General features: G+C 25.3%; 19 protein-coding genes and 1 riboswitch. All 19 genes read left to right on the top strand.

Annotated elements, in window-relative coordinates; all coding sequences use genetic code 11:
- Positions 1–200 precede the first annotated feature (200 nt).
- The 19 genes from RDY08_RS08735 to RDY08_RS08645 all read left to right on the top strand — a co-directional run bounded on the left by RDY08_RS08735 (position 201) and on the right by RDY08_RS08645 (position 20,726).
- Complete coding sequence (locus RDY08_RS08735; RefSeq protein WP_307903992.1) at positions 201–1,871, top strand: bacteriohemerythrin; 1,671 nt, start codon at positions 201–203, stop codon at positions 1,869–1,871.
- Positions 1,872–2,083: 212 nt separating this feature from the next.
- On the top strand, positions 2,084–3,397 hold the full coding sequence (locus RDY08_RS08730) for a hypothetical protein (RefSeq protein WP_307903991.1): 1,314 nt from the start codon (positions 2,084–2,086) through the stop codon (positions 3,395–3,397).
- 212 nt (positions 3,398–3,609) lie between these two features.
- On the top strand, positions 3,610–4,689 hold the full coding sequence (gene hemW / locus RDY08_RS08725; RefSeq protein ID WP_307903990.1) for a radical SAM family heme chaperone HemW: 1,080 nt from the start codon (positions 3,610–3,612) through the stop codon (positions 4,687–4,689).
- Between the two features lie 12 nt (positions 4,690–4,701).
- Positions 4,702–6,894 (top strand): HEAT repeat domain-containing protein, encoded by a 2,193-nt coding sequence (locus tag RDY08_RS08720; RefSeq protein ID WP_307903989.1) that lies wholly within the window; start codon positions 4,702–4,704, stop codon positions 6,892–6,894.
- A 5-nt stretch (positions 6,895–6,899) separates the two neighbouring features.
- Complete coding sequence (locus RDY08_RS08715) at positions 6,900–7,328, top strand: hypothetical protein (RefSeq protein WP_307903988.1); 429 nt, start codon at positions 6,900–6,902, stop codon at positions 7,326–7,328.
- 1 nt (position 7,329) lies between these two features.
- Positions 7,330–7,995, top strand: coding sequence for a YggS family pyridoxal phosphate-dependent enzyme (locus RDY08_RS08710; protein ID WP_307903987.1), 666 nt, complete (start codon positions 7,330–7,332; stop codon positions 7,993–7,995).
- A gap of 15 nt (positions 7,996–8,010) precedes the next feature.
- On the top strand, positions 8,011–8,493 hold the full coding sequence (gene sepF / locus RDY08_RS08705; protein WP_307903986.1) for a cell division protein SepF: 483 nt from the start codon (positions 8,011–8,013) through the stop codon (positions 8,491–8,493).
- A 164-nt stretch (positions 8,494–8,657) separates the two neighbouring features.
- Positions 8,658–8,837: riboswitch (cobalamin riboswitch) on the top strand.
- 218 nt (positions 8,838–9,055) lie between these two features.
- Positions 9,056–10,987, top strand: a complete 1,932-nt coding sequence (locus tag RDY08_RS08700; RefSeq protein ID WP_307903985.1) for a TonB-dependent receptor — start codon at positions 9,056–9,058, stop codon at positions 10,985–10,987.
- 130 nt (positions 10,988–11,117) lie between these two features.
- Complete coding sequence (locus RDY08_RS08695; RefSeq protein WP_307903984.1) at positions 11,118–11,990, top strand: ABC transporter substrate-binding protein; 873 nt, start codon at positions 11,118–11,120, stop codon at positions 11,988–11,990.
- Positions 11,987–12,976, top strand: coding sequence for a FecCD family ABC transporter permease (locus RDY08_RS08690; RefSeq protein WP_307903983.1), 990 nt, complete (start codon positions 11,987–11,989; stop codon positions 12,974–12,976). Before RDY08_RS08695 ends, RDY08_RS08690 begins: the two co-directional genes overlap by 4 nt.
- Positions 12,976–13,803, top strand: coding sequence for an ABC transporter ATP-binding protein (locus RDY08_RS08685; protein WP_307903982.1), 828 nt, complete (start codon positions 12,976–12,978; stop codon positions 13,801–13,803). The genes RDY08_RS08690 and RDY08_RS08685 overlap by 1 nt, the downstream gene beginning before the upstream one ends.
- A 221-nt stretch (positions 13,804–14,024) precedes the next feature.
- Positions 14,025–14,999 carry a PucR family transcriptional regulator gene (locus RDY08_RS08680; protein ID WP_307903981.1) on the top strand — a complete coding sequence of 325 codons (975 nt, stop codon included), beginning with the start codon at positions 14,025–14,027 and terminating at the stop codon, positions 14,997–14,999.
- Positions 15,000–15,137: 138 nt separating this feature from the next.
- The gene (locus RDY08_RS08675) at positions 15,138–15,584 is read left to right on the top strand and encodes a PD-(D/E)XK nuclease family transposase (RefSeq protein WP_307903980.1); all 447 of its coding nucleotides are present in this window, start codon (positions 15,138–15,140) and stop codon (positions 15,582–15,584) included.
- Positions 15,585–15,855: 271 nt separating this feature from the next.
- Complete coding sequence (locus tag RDY08_RS08670) at positions 15,856–16,032, top strand: HTH domain-containing protein (protein WP_307903979.1); 177 nt, start codon at positions 15,856–15,858, stop codon at positions 16,030–16,032.
- A 43-nt stretch (positions 16,033–16,075) separates the two neighbouring features.
- Positions 16,076–16,630 (top strand): NADH peroxidase, encoded by a 555-nt coding sequence (locus RDY08_RS08665; protein ID WP_307903978.1) that lies wholly within the window; start codon positions 16,076–16,078, stop codon positions 16,628–16,630.
- Positions 16,631–17,027: 397 nt separating this feature from the next.
- Complete coding sequence (locus RDY08_RS08660) at positions 17,028–17,462, top strand: Fur family transcriptional regulator (RefSeq protein ID WP_307903977.1); 435 nt, start codon at positions 17,028–17,030, stop codon at positions 17,460–17,462.
- Entirely contained in the window at positions 17,459–18,097 is a 639-nt protein-coding gene (locus RDY08_RS08655) for an N-glycosylase/DNA lyase (RefSeq protein ID WP_307903976.1), read from the top strand. The genes RDY08_RS08660 and RDY08_RS08655 overlap by 4 nt, the downstream gene beginning before the upstream one ends.
- Positions 18,098–18,379: 282 nt before the next feature.
- Positions 18,380–19,303 (top strand): Rpn family recombination-promoting nuclease/putative transposase, encoded by a 924-nt coding sequence (locus tag RDY08_RS08650; protein WP_307903975.1) that lies wholly within the window; start codon positions 18,380–18,382, stop codon positions 19,301–19,303.
- A 217-nt stretch (positions 19,304–19,520) separates the two neighbouring features.
- Complete coding sequence (locus tag RDY08_RS08645; RefSeq protein WP_307903974.1) at positions 19,521–20,726, top strand: alkaline phosphatase family protein; 1,206 nt, start codon at positions 19,521–19,523, stop codon at positions 20,724–20,726.
- Positions 20,727–20,788 lie beyond the last annotated feature (62 nt).

Here is a 20,788-nt window from a genome sequence, read left to right as displayed (position 1 = left end):
AAAAATTGTGAAAATTGAATTTTATGTGGTATACTTAATTTAAGAATAGCTTAAAAAATAATTCACCTATTTTGTTCTGAAATACACAATGATTTAAGTATTATTTAAGCGGTTTTATAACAAAATATTAGAGAGCTATTTTTTAAACGTTCATTAGAATAAGAATTAGAATAATTATAAAAAAATAGGGAGGGATTGTTATGAATTTGTTATTGTTGGGAGTAGTATTATTGTCAAATATATTTTTAATTATATTTGGAAAAGGAATTATTTTAGGGTTAGTTATTACAGTATTGGAGATTTTAATTTTGATAGTTGGGTGGATTTTTATTAGTAAAAAAGAAACTAAAGCTATTAATCACATGAAGGAAAATTTGGAAGATTTATTATTAGGTAAAGATATCTTTGGAGATTTAGCAGATGAGAGTATAAAAGGAAAGTTAAGAGGATTAGTTTTAGAATTTAATAAATTTATGAAAGTATTTAAACAAATAATAGTGAGAATAAATGTTACTGGAGATAAAGTAGAAAGCACATCTTATGATTTGACATATAATATAGAGAATTTAATGGAGGGAAAAAACGGGAATAAAGAAAATATAAAAGAACTTATTTCTAAAACAGCAGATGTTATGAAAAATGTAACAAATCAATATTCTTCTACTGAAGAAATTTATGCTACAGTAAATGAATTATCAGAAAGTTTTGAATTAGTAGCAAGTAATGCAGAAAAAACTTTGGATATTTCAAATGAAACAGCTAAGTTAGCTAGTATAGGCGGCGAAGCTGTAAAAGAAAATCTAAATGAGATAAAAAAGATAGAAGAAACAGTATCGGCTATAGAAACTAGATCTATAAAACTTGGGGAATCTTCTGAAGAGATTGGAAATATAGTAGGATTAATTGGGAAAATTTCAGAACAAACTAATCTACTAGCATTAAATGCAGCAATAGAAGCAGCAAGGGCAGGAGAAGCAGGAAAAGGTTTTGCAGTAGTTGCAGAAGAAGTTAAAAATTTGGCAGAGAACTCAAAAGAAGCTACAAATAAAATTGATGGATTAATAAAAGTTATTCAAAATGAAGTAACAGAAGTTATAAAAGCTGTAAAATTAGGATATGAAGAAGTAAAAAAAGGTATGGAACTTTCTGAAAATACAATAGAAAAAATAGATGATATTATTGAAAAAACAAATATGACTAATGGAGAAATAGGTAAAATATCTACAGCAATACAAGATCAATCATCTTCTATAAAGGAGATTACAGCAGCTACAGAAAGTGTGGCAAATGATGGTGAAAGCATAAGTAATTTATCGCAAGATCAATCATCTGATCTAGAAATTATTGCAGTTACTTTAAAAGATATTTTGCTGTTATCATCTAATTTGACAGAAGTTTCAACTGCTTTAAAAAATAGTATAGGAAAAATAAAAATAGAAATAACTGAAGAAGATAAAAAGAAAAAATTTATGGAATGGACTCCTGCAATATCAACAGGTGTGAGAATATTTGATGAAGAACATAAAGTTTTAATTAGATTAATAAATGATTTGAATGATGCAATGTTAGAAGGAAAAAGTAAAAGCGTTATGGGGGATATTTTGAAGGAGTTAGCAGATTATACAGTTACCCATTTTAGCCATGAAGAGGAATATTTTGAAAAATATGATTATCCAAACAGAGAAGCTCATAAAAAAATACATAGACAATTTGTGGCAAAAGTTGAAGAGGCATATAAACAATTTCAAAATGGAGATTTAACGTTATCTAAAGATTTAATGGATTTTTTAAATAAATGGTTAGTAGAGCATATTGTTGGGACTGATAAAAAGGGATATGGTAAATTTTTTAATGATAAAGGGGTTTATTAGTATTATATATTTGTGTACATTAGTGGCTAATTATTCATGTTTATCCTAGTTTGAACGCTACAATTATTTTAAATTAGTAATTAAGCGATATATCTAGATTTTTCTATGAATGGATAGTATAATATTATTTTTTTAATATTCTTAAAGTCAGGAGGTTAAGTTTCTTCTGACTTTATTATTTTAACATAACAATAAAAAACAGGAGAAAAAATATGAAAAGAACAAAATATATTTTAATAATTACATTAATATTAGGAATAGGCAGTCTGTTTTTATATTTTGGATTTATAAAAAATTTAAAAAATAAGAAGAGAGTAAAAACTAATATTAATCAAAATATAAAAATTAAAGAAAAAACAAAAGAGAAAATAGTAGATAAGAAAAAAGAGTATGAAAAATTAAAAAAAATATTTACAGAAGAAAAAAAATATGAGGGAAAAAAAGATGATAAATTACCTCCAAAATTGGAATATAAACTAAGTGATAGTTTAATAAATATGGAAGAAGGAAAATATCCAAAGTTGTTATTAAATATAGAAGATATTTCTGGGATTTATAGAGTGAGATTATGGTTTCTTTATAATGGTAAAGAGATTGGGTATATGCAACAAAACCCAAATAGTAAATCAACTAAAATTCAACTAAAATTCAGGTTTGATAATAAAGTTATCTTGGATAATTTAAAAAGTTTTTATGATTTTGAGGGAACGGAGTTAGAGGTTAAATTAGAAATTTGGGATAATAATATGAATAAAAGTGAGAAGATATTAGAAGAAAAAATAAAAATCATAGATAATATTTCTCCTCAAAAGCCAAATGCTTATTGGGACTACTATTACAATATTGAGAATTCAGATGAAATTGTATATTCTAAGCAGATTAAGAATGGATTTATGATAAAAAAAATAGAGGATTTACCATTATTAAAAGAGAATAAAATAAAAAAATATCAAATTTCAATAGAAAATGCAGAAAATAATAAATTGCTTTATAGAGCTGGAATGGCAAACTGGAAAGAGAATAAGAAGAAACTATTTGTAACTATAGATGCAGAAGGAAAATTTATTTTTAAAATTAAAGCATATGATTTAAATGATAATTTTTCAGAAAAAGTTATAAAATTTGGAATAGATAGAACTCCACCAGTTGGACAGCTTATTTTACCTGACGGAGAGAAATACACTGTTGGAAGTAATATAAAAGTAAAGATAGAAGCGAATGATAATTTATCAGGGATATTTAGATATAAAATATCAAATGAAAAAGATACATTAAAATATAAATCTTGGATTAGTTATGAAGATAGTTTTGAATATAAAACAGCATCAAAAGAAGGAATTTATACTATTTGGTGTCAGTTAGAAGATAATGCTTTTAATGAGACTAAGCCATTTTATGTTAATTATTATGCTAAAAAAAAGGAGTTTGAAATAAAATCAAAATCAGGAAATAGAGAAAGAGTTATGGAAGTGGAAAAAGAGAGATATGGAAATAAAATAAAAATAAAAAGTTTTAAAGAAAAATAAAAAAATGTGTTAAGGTTTTTTATAAAGAGGACGATAAATTTTATATCAAGCTATCTTCCCCGCAACAAAATTATTAGAAAAAGTAGAGAGAGTTTCTCTCTACTTTTTTATATAACAGGGAAGTACAAGTTTATTAGAAAATAAGCTATGTTGTTTTTTTAGAATACGATTTTTTAAAGTGAAAATTTTTAACATAATTTAAGGAGAATTTTATGATTGATGCAATTTATATTCATATACCATTTTGCGTAAAGAAATGTAATTATTGTGATTTTGTTTCATTTAGTAATAATAAAAATAGAGATCTATATATAAAATATTTAATAAAGGAATTAAAGTTATATTCTAATTATGTATATGATACAGTTTATATTGGTGGTGGAACGCCATCATTATTAAAAATAGAGGAAGTAAAAGAAATATTGAATAGCATAAATATTGCAAAAAATGCTGAAATAACTTTTGAAATTAACCCTAAAACAGTTGATTATGAGAAATTAAAAGAATTAAAAAATTTAGGTATTAATAGAGTTAGCATTGGATGCCAAAGCTTTAATAATGAGACGTTAAAAATTTTGGGAAGAATCCATAATAGCGAAATTGCTATAAAAACTTATAAAGATGCTAGAAAAGCAGGCTTTGATAATATTAATTTAGATTTAATGTTTGCTGTTCCAGGACAAACATTAAAAACATTAAAAAAAGATTTAAATGTTTTAGAGGAATTATCTCCCCAACATATCTCTATATATTCTTTGATTTTAGAAGAAAATACAAAATTTTGGGAAATGAAGAAATCAGGAGAATTAAATTTAGTTGGAGAAGATTTAGAAGCGGAGATGTATAAATATATTATTGAATATTTAGAAAATATAGGGTATAATCAATATGAGATATCTAACTTTTCAAAAACAAATTATGAATCGAAACATAATCTTAAATATTGGAGAAATCAACATTATGTTGGAGCAGGATTAGGAGCTTCAGGATATATACAAAATAAAAGATATAAAAATGAGATAACTTTTGAAAAATATTTTGAGAAAATAGATAATAAAAAATTTCCAATTAAAGAAGTAGAAAAACTAAATGATAGACATATAGAAGAGTATAAATATATTTTAGGGCTAAGACTCGTAAGAGAAGGAGTAGAAATATTAAATTCAGAATATGTTGAAATAGCCGAAAAATTAATAAAGAGGCATTTATTAAATAGGATAAAAAATAGATATTTTTTGACAAAAAAAGGTCTATTTTTAGCAAATGATGTTTTTGTAGAGTTTATAAAATAGGGGATGAAATAAATGAGTGGAAATAATTTAAAATCTATAATAATGAATATCTACAAAACAAAAGATATAGTTAAATTAAATAAAGTTTTGGATAAAGTATATAATAATAAAAAAATTCAAAATGAAATTATAGAGATATTACATAATAATGAAAAATTAAGTTATTTTTTTTTAGAGAACAGTTTGAAAATTGATAGTTTTTTAGAAAGAATAAAAAGTAGTTTTAAAAATACAGATTGGTATAAAAATATAACTTTATTTTTGAAACATCCAGATAAAAATGTAAGGATTGCTTTTTTGAAAAAATTATCTTCTGTTAAAACATTAATTTTTATAGAGTTTTATATGGAAATATTAAAAGATAGAGAATGGGAAGTGAGAAAAACAGTTGCACAAAATATTAGCATTTATAATGATGAAAATAGTTTAAAATTATTAGTAACTTTATTAGACGATAGTGATAGAAGAGTAGTTAAAGAGGTAATATTTTTACTTGCAAAAAAAGGAGACGTTGTGTTGCAATATTTAGATAAACATATGCAGCTTCCAATGCCTAGAATGAAATTAAATATATTAGAACTATTAGAAAAATTGAGAAGTTTTGAGGTGCTGAAATATTTAGTTATATTAAGTGGGGATGATTCTGAAGAAGTAAAATTAAAAGCACAGCAAGGAATTATGGCTTTTATGGAAAAAATAAGTATAGAAGATAGCAATGAAGATGAGAGCAAAATATTAATTCTTTTGAAAAAAGAGTTAGGCAAAACAGATATAAAAAATGCAGTATATATTATAAAAATACTTCTTAAATTTAAAGAAGCAGGGAGTAAAATAATAAGAGAAGATTTAGAAAATAGATGGATGGTAAAAAATGATTATTTTAATTTGATTAAAGATATAAAAATTCCAGAAAAAATTTATTTAATAATTGAGATGTTAGAATCAAAAAAATTGGAAGTAAAAAGTAATGGATTGAAATTATTATCTTATTATCAAGTGAAATCAGAAGTTGAAGAAGAAGTTTTGAGATTGATAGGAGAATATGTCATAAAAAATATACAATATTTATCTGAAGAAGAAAAGAGAAGTTTATCAGATTTTTTAAGAAAAAATAAGCTATTAGAAAAAATAATTAAAAAAATAAAATCAGAAAATAGCTATGAACGAAAAGTTGCGGTTGAAATAATAGGTATTATTGGTGATGAGAGTATTTATAAAATTATAATTGGATTATTAAAAGATACTGATTCTGAAATAAGGGAAAGCGTAATAAAAATATTAGGTGAAGAAAAAAATGAAAAATATTTAGAAGATTTTAAAGAGATGTTATCTGATCCGAAAGATAGTGTACAATTATGTGCTATAGAAGCAATTGCAAAAATAAACACAGTATCTGCTAAAAAAATAATTTTAGAATCAATGGATCATCCAAATAAACGTGTTATGGAGAAAGCTAGTAAGATAATAGCTCATGAAAGCCTTAAAAAATATATAGATAATTTTTTAATTTTAGATGAAGATACAAAGAAAAAAGTTGTTAAAATGTTTGGAAAAGTAGAAGAAGAGACAGAAGATATATTATCTAATGAAATACAAAGTATTGATCCAGAAGCTAGAAAAAGAGTTATAGAAATATTGAGATATATGCCAAATAAAAATAAATTTAAAAAAATTTTAGAGAAAGCATTAGTTGATCCAGATAAAACAATAAGGGCATCTGTTGTAAATATAATAGTGAATATATCGGATATAGATTTGTTAAAAGGATTATTAAAATTATTAAATGATCCAGACAAAAGAGTAAGAGCAAATACAATAGAAGTTTTTGGGAATTTAAATAAAAAAGCAGGAGCAAAACTTTTAGTACCATTTTTAAATGATAAAGACAACAGAATAAGAGCAAATGCAATTATGGCTTTATATAGATTAGGGAAAAAAGAAGTTATAGATGAAATTGATAAAATGGCATCTATGCCAAATAAATTAATGAAAGTAAGTGCTGTGTTTGTAATTGGAGAATTAGGATTAACAGAGAAACAATATTTGTTGAATGCATTAATGAAAGATAAAGATGACCTGATTAGAAAGAATGTATTAAAAGCTTCATATAAAATAAAATATAAAAATGGAGTAATATTTTATTTGACAGATAAAAACAGCGAGATACAAACTCTAGCAAGAGAATATTATGAAAAAGGGCTGTGATTGTAATGAAATATAATGTTTTTGATTTTTTAAGAGGAATACAAATAAAATCCAACCCAAATGCACTTAGAGATGCCTTATTAGTTATACTTATAATAGTTGCATTTTTTTCGTTGGGGTTTATGATTGTAAATATTTCTAAATTTAAAAGAAAAATATTGGATAAAAAATTGTATAATTTTTTATTTGAATTTAATGGTATTACGGAAGAAGAAAAAATAATAATAAATAATATGATAAAAAAATATAAAATAAGACCTAAATATAACATATTAATTCTTGAATCAGTTTTTGAAAAACATTTAGAGTATGAGATAATGAAAATAGAACAAAGTAATATTCTTTCTAGTGAGAAAGAGAAAAAGATAGATAAATATTTAGAACTAAAGAAAAAAATATTTTATTCCGATATTATTGAAAGGGTGGAATTATAAAATGAGTGTGGCAGAAAATATAAAATTGATAAAAGAGGATATAAAGAAATATTCTAAAAATCCAGATAAAGTAAAAATAATAGCAGCTACTAAATATGTAGATTATAAAGGAGTAGAGGAAGTTTTAGAGGCAGGTATCAAAAATGCTGGAGAAAATAGGGTTCAAGCATTAAGAGAAAAAAGAGAAATTTTAAAAGAAAAAGATATAAATTGGAATTTTATTGGACATTTACAGAAAAATAAGATAAAATATATAATAGATTATATATTTTTAATTCATTCAGTGGATTCTTTAGGATTAGCAAAAGAGATAAATAAAAAAGCAGAAAAAATTGATAGAGTTGTTGATATATTGCTAGAAGTAAACATTTCAGGAGAAAAGTCAAAATCTGGATATAATAGAGAAGATTTGGAAAATGATATGACAGAACTTTTAAAATTAAAAAATATAAATATAAAAGGGCTAATGACAATGGCGCCACTTGCCGAAGATAATAATATCGTCAGAAAAGTTTTTAGAGAGTTGAGAGAATTGGAAGAAGAATTAAACGAAAACTATTTTAATGGAAGATTAACAGAATTATCAATGGGTATGACAAATGACTATAAAATAGCACTTGAAGAGGGAGCTACAATGATAAGAATTGGAAGTAAAATATTTTTATAGAGAGGAGGGAAATATATGAAAGGTATATTTAATAAGGTAATAGATATGATAGGGTTTCCTGTTGAAGAGGAAGAGTTTGAAGAAGAAGTAGTAGCAAAAAAAGAAAATCGTTCAGACAAAGTAGTAACAATAAAAGATGTAAAATCAAAGACACAAGCTCGTTTTCAAAGTTATGATTTAATAGAGTATGCAAGTTTTGCTCCTGAAAAATTTGAAGAGGTAAGATATATTGCAGAAGAGGTGGTTGGCCACAAAATAGTAAATTTAAATTTAACTTTTCTTTCAAAAGAGGAAGCGCAAAGAACTTTAGATTTTTTAAGTGGAGCTTCGTTAGCAGTAAGATCTAGAATTGAAAAATTAGGTAATGGAGTCTTTTCTATAGTTCCAGCAAAGATAAGACAAAACAGAAGTATTAATTTAGATGATGGTGGAGAAATAATAGCAGATGGTAAAATAAAATATAATGAAGAAGAAGAAATATTAAGAAAAGCAAAGTAAAGTCACTTTTATGTGACTTTATTTTTTTTTTACAATACTAATCCATAGATTCTTTTTTTATATTATGATATAATAAGTTATCAGGTGCTAAGGAATGTTTAAAAAATAATGTTTTAATATCTGTTTATAAGAAAGCTAGAAACAGTGCTTGTTTTATAAACAAAATGATAATGTTGTTTTTAAGTCATTCCTAATAATAAGCATAACGAGGAATTTGGTGTAAATCCAAAGCAGCCCCCGCTACTGTAAAGCAGACGAAAGCCTAATACCACTGGATAAAATCCGGGAAGGAGGTTAGTAGAATGAAGCTAAGCCAGGAGACTTACCTGATAAAAAGATAGGGATAGTTTGAAAATGTAATTTTTAAGCTGTTCCACAGGAATCCTTCGGAGGGGAGGTCATATATATGACTAAAAGAAATATTCCTCCTTAATAACTATATGATTTTTTTTAAGAGTAGTTTAAAAGTAATTTATGTATTCTATTTTAGAATATAATAATATTATTTTTAAAATGTTCATCTGAAACTAAGATTATATAAAAATTGAGGAGGAATTTTAAATTGAAGAGAGTACTATTAGTTTTTGTTATTTTAAGTATTATGGTGTTTGCTGAAGAGTATAAATTAAGTGATATTGCAGTAACTGGTGAAAGATTTGAGAATACTATATCAAATAGTTCTAAAGATATTAAAATCATTACAGAATCAGAAATAAAAGAAAGCGGAGCATCTACAGTATCAGAAGTTTTAAAAGATATAAGTGGAATTGTTATTTCAGATTATACAGGTAGTGGGAAAACAGTTACAGTTGATTTGCATGGTCAAGGAGATAATGCAAAAAAGAATTTATTAATATTAGTTGATGGAATTAGTATAAATTCTATAGATATGTCTGGAGCAGATATAAATAGCGTTTTATTAGATAACGTAGAAAGAATAGAAGTGTTACCTGGAAGTGGTGGGGTACTTTATGGAGACCAAGCTGTATCAGGAGTAATAAATATAATTACAAAAAAAAGTAAAAAAAATGGTGTAAGTGGAGATATAGGATTAAATGTGGGAAGTTATAATGCAAAAAAATATTCTGGTAAAATTGGATATAAAAATGAGATTATGTCGATTAATTTAGGATATAATAAAAAAGATTTGGATGGATATAGAAAAAACTCTAAATTTAATATGGAGAATTTTAAATTAAATTTATCTATAATGGATAAAATAGGGATGAGTTATAAAAATTATAAAGATAGTTATGGAATGCCAGGTTCTCTTACAAAGGATGAAATGGAAAAAGATAGAGCAGATGCTCTATATACGGATTATTCAGGAAGTCCAGTTGGAAGAACTGAAAATAAAGATAATGGAGCAACTAAAACAAAAGAATATGGATTATGGGAAAAATTTGAAATAGGCAATATTAAATTTGAAAATAATTCTAAATATGTAGAAAAAAAATTGATAACAGATATGATTAGTTGGGGAACTCCAAAATCAACAACAGATTCTAAAGAAATAGCAGATAATTTAAAATTTAGATATATTATAGGTAACCTTAAAAGTTCTTATGGTGTGGATTATAAATTTGGAGAAAACAGAGCAGATTTAAACAAAGTTAATAAAGAAAAAATAGGAGCTTATATTTTAAATGATTTAAAATTAACAGATTTATTAAAAATTGAAGGTGGGTTAAGAAGAGAAAAAAACAGTCTAAAATATTATAACGATAGTAAAAAAGCAGATGAAAAAGCGTATTATAAAACTTTATATACAGCAGGGATGAATTTTAATTATAGACCTACTGGAAAATTATATTTAGAGTATAACACAAATTACAGGACACCATTAACAGATGAATATCTTACTTTTGGGAAATATATGAAAGATTTGAAACCTCAATCTGGCAATAATTTACAATTAGGAGTAACAGATTTTATTGTGGATATATTATATGTAGATATAAATGCATATAAAACAGAAATGAAGGATGAAATATATTATAATAGTTCTAGCTATAAAAATGAAAATATGTCTGGAAAAACTTTGAGAACTGGAGCAGATATAATATTAGAAGAAGATTTTTCTATATTTACATTAAAAGAGGGTTATTCATATATAAAAAGTGAAATTACAGATGGAGCATATAAAGGTAAAGAAGTGCCAGGAGTTCCACAGCATAAATTTAATTTAATATTAACTATAAATCCAGTTGAAAATTTAAAAATCAGAGGAAATTTAAATTATATTGGGAAAAGATATGCAATAAATGATTTGGAGAATAAAGGCGATAAAGTAAAAAGTTATAAAACATTGGATATTAATTCTAGTTATAAAATAAATAATATAGAAATATTTGGTGGAATAAAAAATATTTTAAATGAAAAATATTCAAGCACAATAGTATATAGCCCATATCTTTATGGAGCAACTGATAAAATGGCATACTATCCATCAGCGGAAAGGAATTTTGATTTAGGTGTAAGATATAAGTTTTAATTGTGATTTGTGTAGGGCGAATCTATGTGTTCGCCCTTGTCCTCATAATTTGCCAAAAGCGAAATATAGTTTTTTAGATGAGGGATTGATTTATATAAAATGAGAATTCGAAATTTTAATGGAGGAAGTAATGAAAAAAATTATATTAATATTTATGTTATTCATAGTAATGCTAACATTTGGAAGCAATTATCCAATAAAAATACATGATTCTTATGGAAGAGATATTACTATAAATAAAGAGCCAAATAGAATAGTGTCATTAAGTCCAGCTATTACAGAAACAATATTTGCATTAAAATCCGGTGAGAAATTAGTAGGAAGAACAATATATGGAGATTATCCAAAAGAGGTAAAAAAAATAGAAGCAGTTGGAGATTTATTAAATCCAAATTTAGAAAAAATAATTGAGATTAATCCAGACGTAGTATTAGCATCAGTTCATGTTCAGAAAAAATTTGTAGATAAATTAGAGTCAGTGGGAATAACAGTTGTGACTTTTTATAATGACTCATCTATAAATGGGGCTTATAAAATGATAAGAGAGTTAGGAGAAGTTTTAAATAAAGATAAATTATCAGAAAAGATAATAAATAATATGAAAAGTAAAATTTCAAAAATTTCTGAAAAAGTAAAGAATTTAAAAAAACCAACAGTTTATTATGTGGTGGGATATGGTAAATATGGAGATTATTCAGCAGGGGCAGGAACATATATAGATAAAATGATAACTCTTGCAGGAGGAGAAAATATTGTTAAAATAAAAGGTTGGAAATATAGTTTAGAAAAATTAATAGAAAAAGATCCAGAAATAATAGTTGTATCAAAATATTATAATGCAAAAGAAGATTTTAAAAAATTAGAGGGCTATAAAGAGTTATCAGCAGTAAAAAATAATAAAATATTTGAAATAGATGATAATTTATTAAATAGACAATCTGCAAGATTAGCAGATGGAATTTATCAATTAGCAAAAATATTTCATACAGGAGTTATAAAATGAAAAATAGAGAAGTTTTGTTTTTTGTTACAATAATATTATTGATTTTATTTTTTATTTTATCTATAATATTTGGAAGTGTGACAATACCATTAAATGATGTTTTTAATGTTATTTTAGGAAATAACAATGCTAAAAAAGCATATGAAATTATAATATTTAAATTGAGATTGCCTCGTACAGTTTTAGCTTTATTAGCTGGCGGCGGATTAGCAATAGTTGGAAGTATCTATCAAGGAATATTAAAAAATCCAATGGCAGAGCCATATACATTAGGAGTATCTGCAGGAGCAGCATTGGGAGCAGTGCTAGGAATAGTTTTTTTTAAGAGTATGGGTATAATAAATATGATTTCATTTTTAGGAGCAATATTAACAATAGTAATAGTTTATAAAATAGCAAAAGTTGGTAGTTTTTTGCCACCTATTGCTATTTTATTGGCTGGGGTTGCAGTTAGTTTTTTCCTCTCATCTGTAATATCATTAATAATGATTTTTAATAGAAGTAAAATAGCAGATATTATATATTGGACAATGGGAAGTTTTGCTACTGTATATTGGGAACAAATTATTTTTTTAGGAATTATATTATTACTGTTTCTGTTATTAGCAATATATTTTACGAGAGATCTAAATATATTACAATTAGGAGAAGAAGAAGCTAAAACAATTGGTGTTAATGTGGAATTTGTAAAAAAGATATTTCTATTTTCATCGGCAATAGTAGTTTCAGCAATAGTTTCAATTACAGGAATAATAGGATTTATTGGGCTTATTGTACCACACATAGTTAGAATTTTAATTGGACAAAATTATAAAAATAGCCTTATATTTTCATTTTTATTTGGTGGAATTTTTGCAATTGGATGTGATATTATAGCACGAGTATTAGCAATGCCTTCAGAAATACCAGTTGGTGTAATAACTTCTATATTAGGCGTTCCTTATTTTCTATATTTGTTATATAAAAATAAAAAGAAGGTATTTTAATGAAAAATAATATAAAAAATAATATTAAAAAAGAAAAAAATAGAAAAGAGAGTATTATAGAAGGGAATAATATAAATTTTAAATATGGAGATACAGAAATATTAAAAAATATAAACCTAGATATAAAAGAAGGAAATTTTATATCTATAATAGGGCCTAATGGTTCTGGAAAAACTACATTATTAAAGAAATTTTTAAAAATATTAAATGTAAAAAAAAATGAAATATTATATCTAAATAAAGACCTGTTAAGCTATAGCAATATTGAATTTGCAAAAATGGCATCATATGTACCACAATTTGGAGAACAAAATATTTTTTTTTCAGTAGAAGATGTAGTTATGTTTGGGAGAAACCCTTATTTAAAAAGATTTCAAGAAGAATCTATTGATGATAAAAAAATAGTAGAAGATGTTATGAAATTAACAGGAGTGTGGGAATTTAGAGATAAATATATAACAGAATTAAGTGGTGGAGAGTTACAAAGAGTAATAATAGCAAGAGTTTTGGCACAAGAGAGTAAAGTTATATTTTTGGATGAACCAATTTCTCATTTAGATATTCATTATCAAATTGAAATATTAAAAATATTAAATAAAGTGAAAAAAGATAAATCTATTACAATTGTGGCTGTGTTGCATGATTTGAATATGGCAATAGAATATAGTGATAAAATTGTTATGTTAAATAATGGAATAGTTGAAAAATATGGAGATATAGATGAAGTTATAACAAAAGAATTGATAAAAAAAGTGTATAAGATTAATTTTGAAATTTTAACTCATCCTAAGACAGGAAAAAAATATTTTTTGCCAGATTACAAATAAAAATTTTGCATAATAGTTTTTTTGAGGTATAATTTAATTAAGGAATAACTTAAAAATAACTTTCCAATTTTGTTTTAAAAGGCTCAAGGTTCTTTTATGAAAGCCACGCCCAACGTATGCAACTGTTTAAGCGTTTTTATAACAAAAAATAAAAAACTGATTTTTTAAATGTTCTTTAGATAATATTTGAAAATACATTATATTTTAGGAGGTGCTTTATTATGATAGAAGAGCTCAAAAAGATATTTGGAAGTGAGCTGGAAGTAGTAGAAGAATCAGAAAAAGAAGAAAAAGAAGAAAATAGTTTGATAGAAATGGAGGGGACCTATTTTAGGTTGAACTCAAATGATAAATTAAAGAAAAAAATGTTTAAGTATTTAAAAGAGATTTATGATGAGCAATTGAAAGAGTATGCAATAGAAAATTTTGTGAATGATGTTATAAAATTTAAATTTGAAAATATTGATTTAATATTGAATAGAAGTGAGATTTTAGGATTGGATTTTTATGTAAAAAGAGTAGCAGTTTTAATAGAAATAGAAGATATGTATGCTATGTTAAAAAATAAAAAAGATATGATAATTCAGAAATTCAAAAAAAGATTATATATGGCAGTAAAAAATGTATTAAAAAAAGAGGATATACTTTCTTATGTGGGTAATAATAAATTTTTATTATGTACTACAATTGCAGATAAAAATATTATAAAGAAAAAAATAATAAATCCGTTTATAGAAATATTTTCAAATTTAAATTTTGAGTACAAAATTGCAATAGGGGATACTTATGATATGCCTGGATTGGAAGCAATGGGATACTCATATAATGACAGTGAAAGATATATGAAGCTTGGAAAAAAATTTTTAAAATCAGAATTGGTATATGAATATAGTAATGTTGGTATGTATATGTTAATAGACAATGTGGATAAGATAGGGAAAATTAAAATAAATAACTATGTAAAGAATATAATTGAATACGGAGAAGAAAATCATGTAGATATAATACGAATTTTAGAAACTGTTTATAAAAATAATATGGTATTATCAAAAGTTGAAAAAGAACTAGATATTCATAGAAGTAAAATTCGTAAAATGTTAAAAGAGATAGAAAAAATAACTGGCTCAAATCCAATGAAGTTTGAAAATGCTGTGATGCTCTATTTAGCACTAGAAACTTGGAAAATCAATAAATAGATGTAGGGGAGTAGGATAAGTTATAACTATTTTAAGAATAAATTATTATTAAGGAACGGCTTAAAAATAACATTTCCATTTTGTTTTAAAATACGCAATGATTTAAACGTTCTTAAAAACAAAGCAGGAGGAAAATTAATGTGTAGAATAAATTCAAGAATAGATTTTGCGTTTAAAAAATCATTTTGGACAGAATCAAATAAAAAACTATTAATAGACTTAACAAATTTAGTAGTATCAAAAAAAGAGCAAGTAAAAAAAGTAGAAGTAGTAGAAAGAATAAAAAAAGCGGTAGAATTATTGGATGATACGTTATTAACTTATGAAGAGCGAGAGAGTTATGAAGCAAGGTTAAAATGGATAAGAGATGAAGAAGCTGCAAAAAAAGCTGCTGAGAAAAGAGGATTTGTCAAAGGAGTTGAGGAAGGACTTAAGTCCGTAATAGAAAAAGGAATAGAAGCAGGAATAGAAGCAGGAAAACTCGAAATAGCAAGGAGTTTATTGGATGTTTTAGATATAAAAACAATTTCAGAAAAAATTGGAATAAGTGAAGAAAAAATTTTAAAATTAAAAAATGAGAAATAGATATAAAAATTAAGATGAGTTTAAAATATTAAGAAAACAACTTTTTTTATTTGGGAATGGCTTAAAAATAACATTCCCATTTTGTTTTAAAATATGCAATAATTTAAGCGTTTTTATAACAAAATATAAAAAACTTATTTTTTAAACGTTCTTTGGTTCAAAGTTATAAAAATAAACTATTGACAAACCCCAATAAAAGAAGTATAATAAATTTGTAAAGATTACATTTTTATAAAAAGTATTTAAAACATTAGAAGGGAGTTTTAATCTTATGGATATTGTGGAATTAGTTTTAAAAACGTTAGATGAATCAGAAGAGCCTTTAAAAGGCGGAGAGATTGCAGAAAAAACAGGAATAGATAAAAAAGAGGTAGATAAAGCTATAAAAAAATTAAAAAAAGAGGAAAAGATTTTTTCTCCTAAAAGGTGTTTTTACTCAGTAAAATAAAAATATAATCAGAATTTATAAAAAAAAGAGGAGGTATTATTTTATGAAATGGGTATGTCAAGTATGTGGGTTTGTATATGAAGGAGAGGAAGCACCAGAAAAGTGTCCTGTATGTGATGCTCCAAAATCAAAGTTTAAAAAATTAGAATTTTCAGCAGACAATATAAATTGGGCTGATGAACACAGAATAGGAGTAGCAAAAGGATTGGATGAAGATGTAGTAAAAGAATTAAGAGCTAATTTTACTGGAGAATGTACAGAAGTAGGAATGTATCTTGCAATGAGTAGACAAGCAGATAGAGAAGGGTATCCTGAAGTTGCAGAAGCTTACAAAAGAATAGCATTTGAAGAAGCAGAACATGCATCAAAATTTGCAGAATTATTAGGAGAAGTAGTAGATGCTGATACTAAATTAAATCTTCAAAAAAGAGTAGAAGCTGAATATGGAGCAACAGAAGGTAAATTAAAATTGGCGAAAAGAGCAAAAGAATTAGGATATGATGCAATACACGATACTGTTCATGAAATGTGTAAAGATGAGGCTAGACATGGATCAGCTTTTGCAGGATTATTAAAAAGATATTTTGGGAATAAATAGAATAGGAAAAAGATAAAAGATAAAATAATGTTTTAACCATGGGATAAGTGTGAATGGAGACAGATGAAATATAGAAGACAAAATGAGAAAATGAATTAATAATTTTGTAGGGGCGTTATTTATAACGCCCTAATATAATTTAGGGTATGGAACGTTTAAAAAATAAGTTTCTTATATTTTGTCATAAAAACGCTTAAAGAACATTTAAAAAGTATTTTTTTATATTTTGTTATAAAAACGCTTGAATCGTTGCGTATTTTGAAACAAAAAGATAAGGTTGTTTTTAAAGCGTTCCTAAATCATTGCGTATTTTATAACAAAATCGGAAGGTTATTTTTAAGCCGTTCCTATGTTAAAATAACAAAGAAATAAAATAAAAAGAAAGAAGGTGAAAAAAATGGGTATGATTATAAAAGACGTTAGCGAATATCTAAAAAGTCACGATATAAAGCCATCTTATCAGAGAATGAAAATATTTAATTATTTAATAACAAAAAAGAATCATCCTACAGTGGATCAAATTTATAAAGAATTGGTTGAAGAGATACCAACGCTTTCTAAAACTACAGTTTATAATACATTAAAATTATTTGTAGATAAAAAAATAGCGATTATTATTACAATAGAAGAAAATGAGACTAGATATGATGCAGATATATCTTTGCATGGGCATTTTAAATGTACAGAGTGTGGGCAAGTATATGATGTAAATATAGAAGTTCCAGAAAGTTTTGGAGAAGGGTTAAAAAAATTTCAAATTGATGAAGAGCATATATATTTCAAAGGAATATGTGAAGAATGTTTAAAGAAAAGAAATGGGAGTAAAATATGAGGGATACAATATTAAAGATTTATAAAGATGAACATGATATATTTATTAATAGAATAGAGGATTTTAAAAATAAATGGAAATTTGGAACAGATAAAGATATTTTTATAGAGCTTGCATTTTGTGTATTGACACCTCAATCAAAAGCTAGAAGTGCCTGGAGTGCAATAGAAAAAATGGTAGGCAATGACATACTTTTTAATGGGACAGCTGAAGAGATTAATGAATATTTAAATGTAGTAAGATTTAGGAATCGTAAATCAGAATACTTGGTATTAGCAAGAGAGCAATTTTTGAAAAAAGGGGAATTTAAAATAAAACAGTTTTTATTAAATTTAGGTAATGATTATGAAAAAAGGGAATGGATTGTAAAAAATATTAAAGGGATAGGATATAAAGAAGCTGGGCATTTTCTGAGAAATGTTGGATTTGTGGAGAATTTAGCAATTTTAGATAGGCATATTTTGAAAAATTTAAATTTATCTGGAGTAATCGATGAAGTTCCAAAAAGTATGACTAAAAAAATATATTTGGATATTGAAGAGAAGATGGTTAAGTTTTCTAAAGAGATAGGAGTTCCTATGGAGTATTTAGATTTGATTTTGTGGTATAAAGAGGCTGGAGAGGTTTTTAAATGAAAAGATGAAAATTAGTGCAAGGATATCTTAAGAGGGTAAGGAACTTAGTTCCTTGCCCTTTCAAGATATCACCTATATTCGAAATATACTACACTAAAAAAAATAAATATGTTATAATATTATGATTGACCCACAAAAAGGTATTTAGTTTTCTTCATACCACTACATATAGTGTTCGAAAGCTTTTACGAAACTATATGTAGTGGTATGATTTTAGAAAACTACCTTTTGGGGGTCTAATCATATTATTGTGAATGTGAAAAAATTAAAAGGGGTGGTAATATGTGTAGATATAATCCGAAAATTGATTTGGTTTTTAGGAAATTATTTGGAAGTGAAGAGAATGAAGATATATTGTTATCGTTTATAAATGCAGTATTAGAAAATGAAACAAAGATAAAAGATTTAACAATAAAAAATCCATATAACCTATCAAGCTATTTATCAGGAAAAAGTAGTATATTAGATATAAAAGCAGTAGATGAAAATGGAATATGGTATGATATAGAGATGCAAATTTCGGAGCAGGGATTTTATGGGAAAAGAGCATTATATTATTGGAGTAAAGTATATAGCGGACAGATAGAAAAAGCATCAGATTATAGAGAATTAAAAAAGACAATAGGGATACATCTATTAGATTTTAATTATTTTGATGATGATAGATATTTAAGAAGAATAGTATTAAAAGATTTTGAAACAGAAGAGGTATATGAAGATTTAGACTATGAAGAATTATATTTTATAGAGATGAGGAAATTTAAAAAAGGTTATGAAGAGTTAAAAACTTTATTAGATAGATGGATAACTTTTCTAAATAAAGCCTATGAAATGAGTAAAAATAATATGCCAGAAGCAATAAAAGAAGCAGAGATAAAAAAAGCAGTAGAAAAACTAGAGATAATGTATTTAGATGACCAAGAGAGAGAAGTTTATGAAGCAGAGAGAAAATTAAGAATGGACAGAAATGAGGAAATGAGAACGGCAATAGAAAAAGGGTTGGAAGAAGGAAGGAAAGAGGGAAGGGAAAAAGGAATAAAAGAAGGAATAAAAGAAGGAATAAAAGAAGGAATAAAAGAAGGAATAAAAGAAGGAATAGAAAAAATTGCAATAGAGTCATTAAAAAATGGACTGGATATAGAAATAATATCTAAAATCACAGGATTAACTAAAGAGGATATTTTAGAATTGAAAAATGCAAATTAGAGAAAGATTTTTTTTGAACATTACTTTTTAAACTCTACTATGAAATTAAGAAAAGAGAGACGGAAAAAATAAATAGAAAAAAAGTAATAATTTAGGAATGGCTTAAAAATAACCTTCCGATTTTGTTTTAAAATACGCAATGGTTTAAGCGTTTTTATAACAAAAAATGAGAAACTTATTTTTTAAACGTTCTTTAGAAGATGAATTGGGGGCAAATATGAAAAAAACTTTAATTATAATGATTGATGCAGTAAGACCTGATTATATTTCAAAAGAGTATACTCCATTTTTATATGAGCTGAAAGAAAAAAATACTTTTTTGAAATTACATACTCTTTTAGGATATAGTTCTGGAATACATCCTTCTATTTATACAGGATGCTATCAAGATAAAACAGGGAAATTTGTTGTATTTTATAAAGATGAAGAAAATTCTATTTTTAAATGGACTAAATTTTTAAAATTAATTCCAACTGACTTCTTGAGAAAATATGCAATTGCATTTATGAAAGTACCATATTATTATACGCCTAAAAAATATAAAAAGTTTTTACCTAAATTTTTTAGAGAAACAGTTATAAAAGTTCCACCTTCAATTCCATTAGATATATTGCCATATTTTAATATGGGGAATAAAGGAAATAAATTAAAGACATTATATGATTATTTAGATGAAAATAGTGTCTCATATGAAAGTTATGCTACAACTAAAAATACTTATTTTGAAAATGTAACAAGTTTGGAAGAACTAAAAATAAGTGATAAAACTGTAGATAGCTTTTATATTTATGAGCCTGATGGATATGGACATAAATATGGAGCTAATTCAAAAGAGATAAAGGAATTAATGAGTAAAATAGACAAAAAAGTAAAATCTCTTTATAAGGAAGCTTTGGAAAAGTTTAAAGATGTAAATTTATTTATATTTTCAGATCACGGTATGTATAATGTTGAAAAATTTGTAGATATACAGACTCCACTAAAAAAAGCAGGATTAGAGCAACCAAGAGATTTTATAGCTTTTTTTGATACAACATTTGCTAGATTTTGGACTAAAGATAATGGAGTTAAAGATAAAATAATAGAAGTTTTAAATAATACAGAAGGTGTTAGATATTTAAATGATACCCTTTTGGATAAATATAAAATTAATTTTAAAGAAAAAGAGAAATTTGGAGAGATAATAGGAGTAGTAGAAGGTGGAATCCGACAATTTCCTGATTATTTTTCACCTGTAAGGTCAACAATAAAAGGGTTACATGGTACATTTCCTGAATATGAAGGTAGTTACGGCATATTCTTTAGTAATTGCATAAATACATCTGAAAAAGAAATAAAGGTTGTGGATATATTACCGACAATAATGAAAATAAGTAATTTAAAATATGATGAAAAATTTGTAGATGGAGATTCAATTGTTTAGGAATGGCTTGAAAATGGGATTTATATTTTAATAGTAAAGTATAAATTTATTCAGAAAATAAG

This window comes from Haliovirga abyssi (assembly GCF_030295325.1).
Lineage (GTDB): Bacteria > Fusobacteriota > Fusobacteriia > Fusobacteriales > Haliovirgaceae > Haliovirga > Haliovirga abyssi.
Note: the sequence above shows the minus strand (reverse complement) of the source record. Positions and strands in the feature narration are given on the sequence as shown.

Excerpts from the sequence above, each read along its gene's own strand:
- RDY08_RS08735 (WP_307903992.1), top strand. The coding sequence starts at position 201 with ATGAATTTGTTATTGTTGGGAGTAGTATTATTGTCAAATATATTTTTA.
- RDY08_RS08730 (WP_307903991.1), top strand. The coding sequence starts at position 2,084 with ATGAAAAGAACAAAATATATTTTAATAATTACATTAATATTAGGAATA.
- hemW (WP_307903990.1), top strand. The coding sequence starts at position 3,610 with ATGATTGATGCAATTTATATTCATATACCATTTTGCGTAAAGAAATGT.
- RDY08_RS08720 (WP_307903989.1), top strand. The coding sequence starts at position 4,702 with ATGAGTGGAAATAATTTAAAATCTATAATAATGAATATCTACAAAACA.
- RDY08_RS08715 (WP_307903988.1), top strand. The coding sequence starts at position 6,900 with ATGAAATATAATGTTTTTGATTTTTTAAGAGGAATACAAATAAAATCC.
- RDY08_RS08710 (WP_307903987.1), top strand. The coding sequence starts at position 7,330 with ATGAGTGTGGCAGAAAATATAAAATTGATAAAAGAGGATATAAAGAAA.
- sepF (WP_307903986.1), top strand. The coding sequence starts at position 8,011 with ATGAAAGGTATATTTAATAAGGTAATAGATATGATAGGGTTTCCTGTT.
- RDY08_RS08695 (WP_307903984.1), top strand. The coding sequence starts at position 11,118 with ATGAAAAAAATTATATTAATATTTATGTTATTCATAGTAATGCTAACA.
- RDY08_RS08690 (WP_307903983.1), top strand. The coding sequence starts at position 11,987 with ATGAAAAATAGAGAAGTTTTGTTTTTTGTTACAATAATATTATTGATT.
- RDY08_RS08685 (WP_307903982.1), top strand. The coding sequence starts at position 12,976 with ATGAAAAATAATATAAAAAATAATATTAAAAAAGAAAAAAATAGAAAA.
- RDY08_RS08680 (WP_307903981.1), top strand. The coding sequence starts at position 14,025 with ATGATAGAAGAGCTCAAAAAGATATTTGGAAGTGAGCTGGAAGTAGTA.
- RDY08_RS08675 (WP_307903980.1), top strand. The coding sequence starts at position 15,138 with ATGTGTAGAATAAATTCAAGAATAGATTTTGCGTTTAAAAAATCATTT.
- RDY08_RS08670 (WP_307903979.1), top strand. The coding sequence starts at position 15,856 with ATGGATATTGTGGAATTAGTTTTAAAAACGTTAGATGAATCAGAAGAG.
- RDY08_RS08665 (WP_307903978.1), top strand. The coding sequence starts at position 16,076 with ATGAAATGGGTATGTCAAGTATGTGGGTTTGTATATGAAGGAGAGGAA.
- RDY08_RS08660 (WP_307903977.1), top strand. The coding sequence starts at position 17,028 with ATGGGTATGATTATAAAAGACGTTAGCGAATATCTAAAAAGTCACGAT.
- RDY08_RS08655 (WP_307903976.1), top strand. The coding sequence starts at position 17,459 with ATGAGGGATACAATATTAAAGATTTATAAAGATGAACATGATATATTT.
- RDY08_RS08650 (WP_307903975.1), top strand. The coding sequence starts at position 18,380 with ATGTGTAGATATAATCCGAAAATTGATTTGGTTTTTAGGAAATTATTT.
- RDY08_RS08645 (WP_307903974.1), top strand. The coding sequence starts at position 19,521 with ATGAAAAAAACTTTAATTATAATGATTGATGCAGTAAGACCTGATTAT.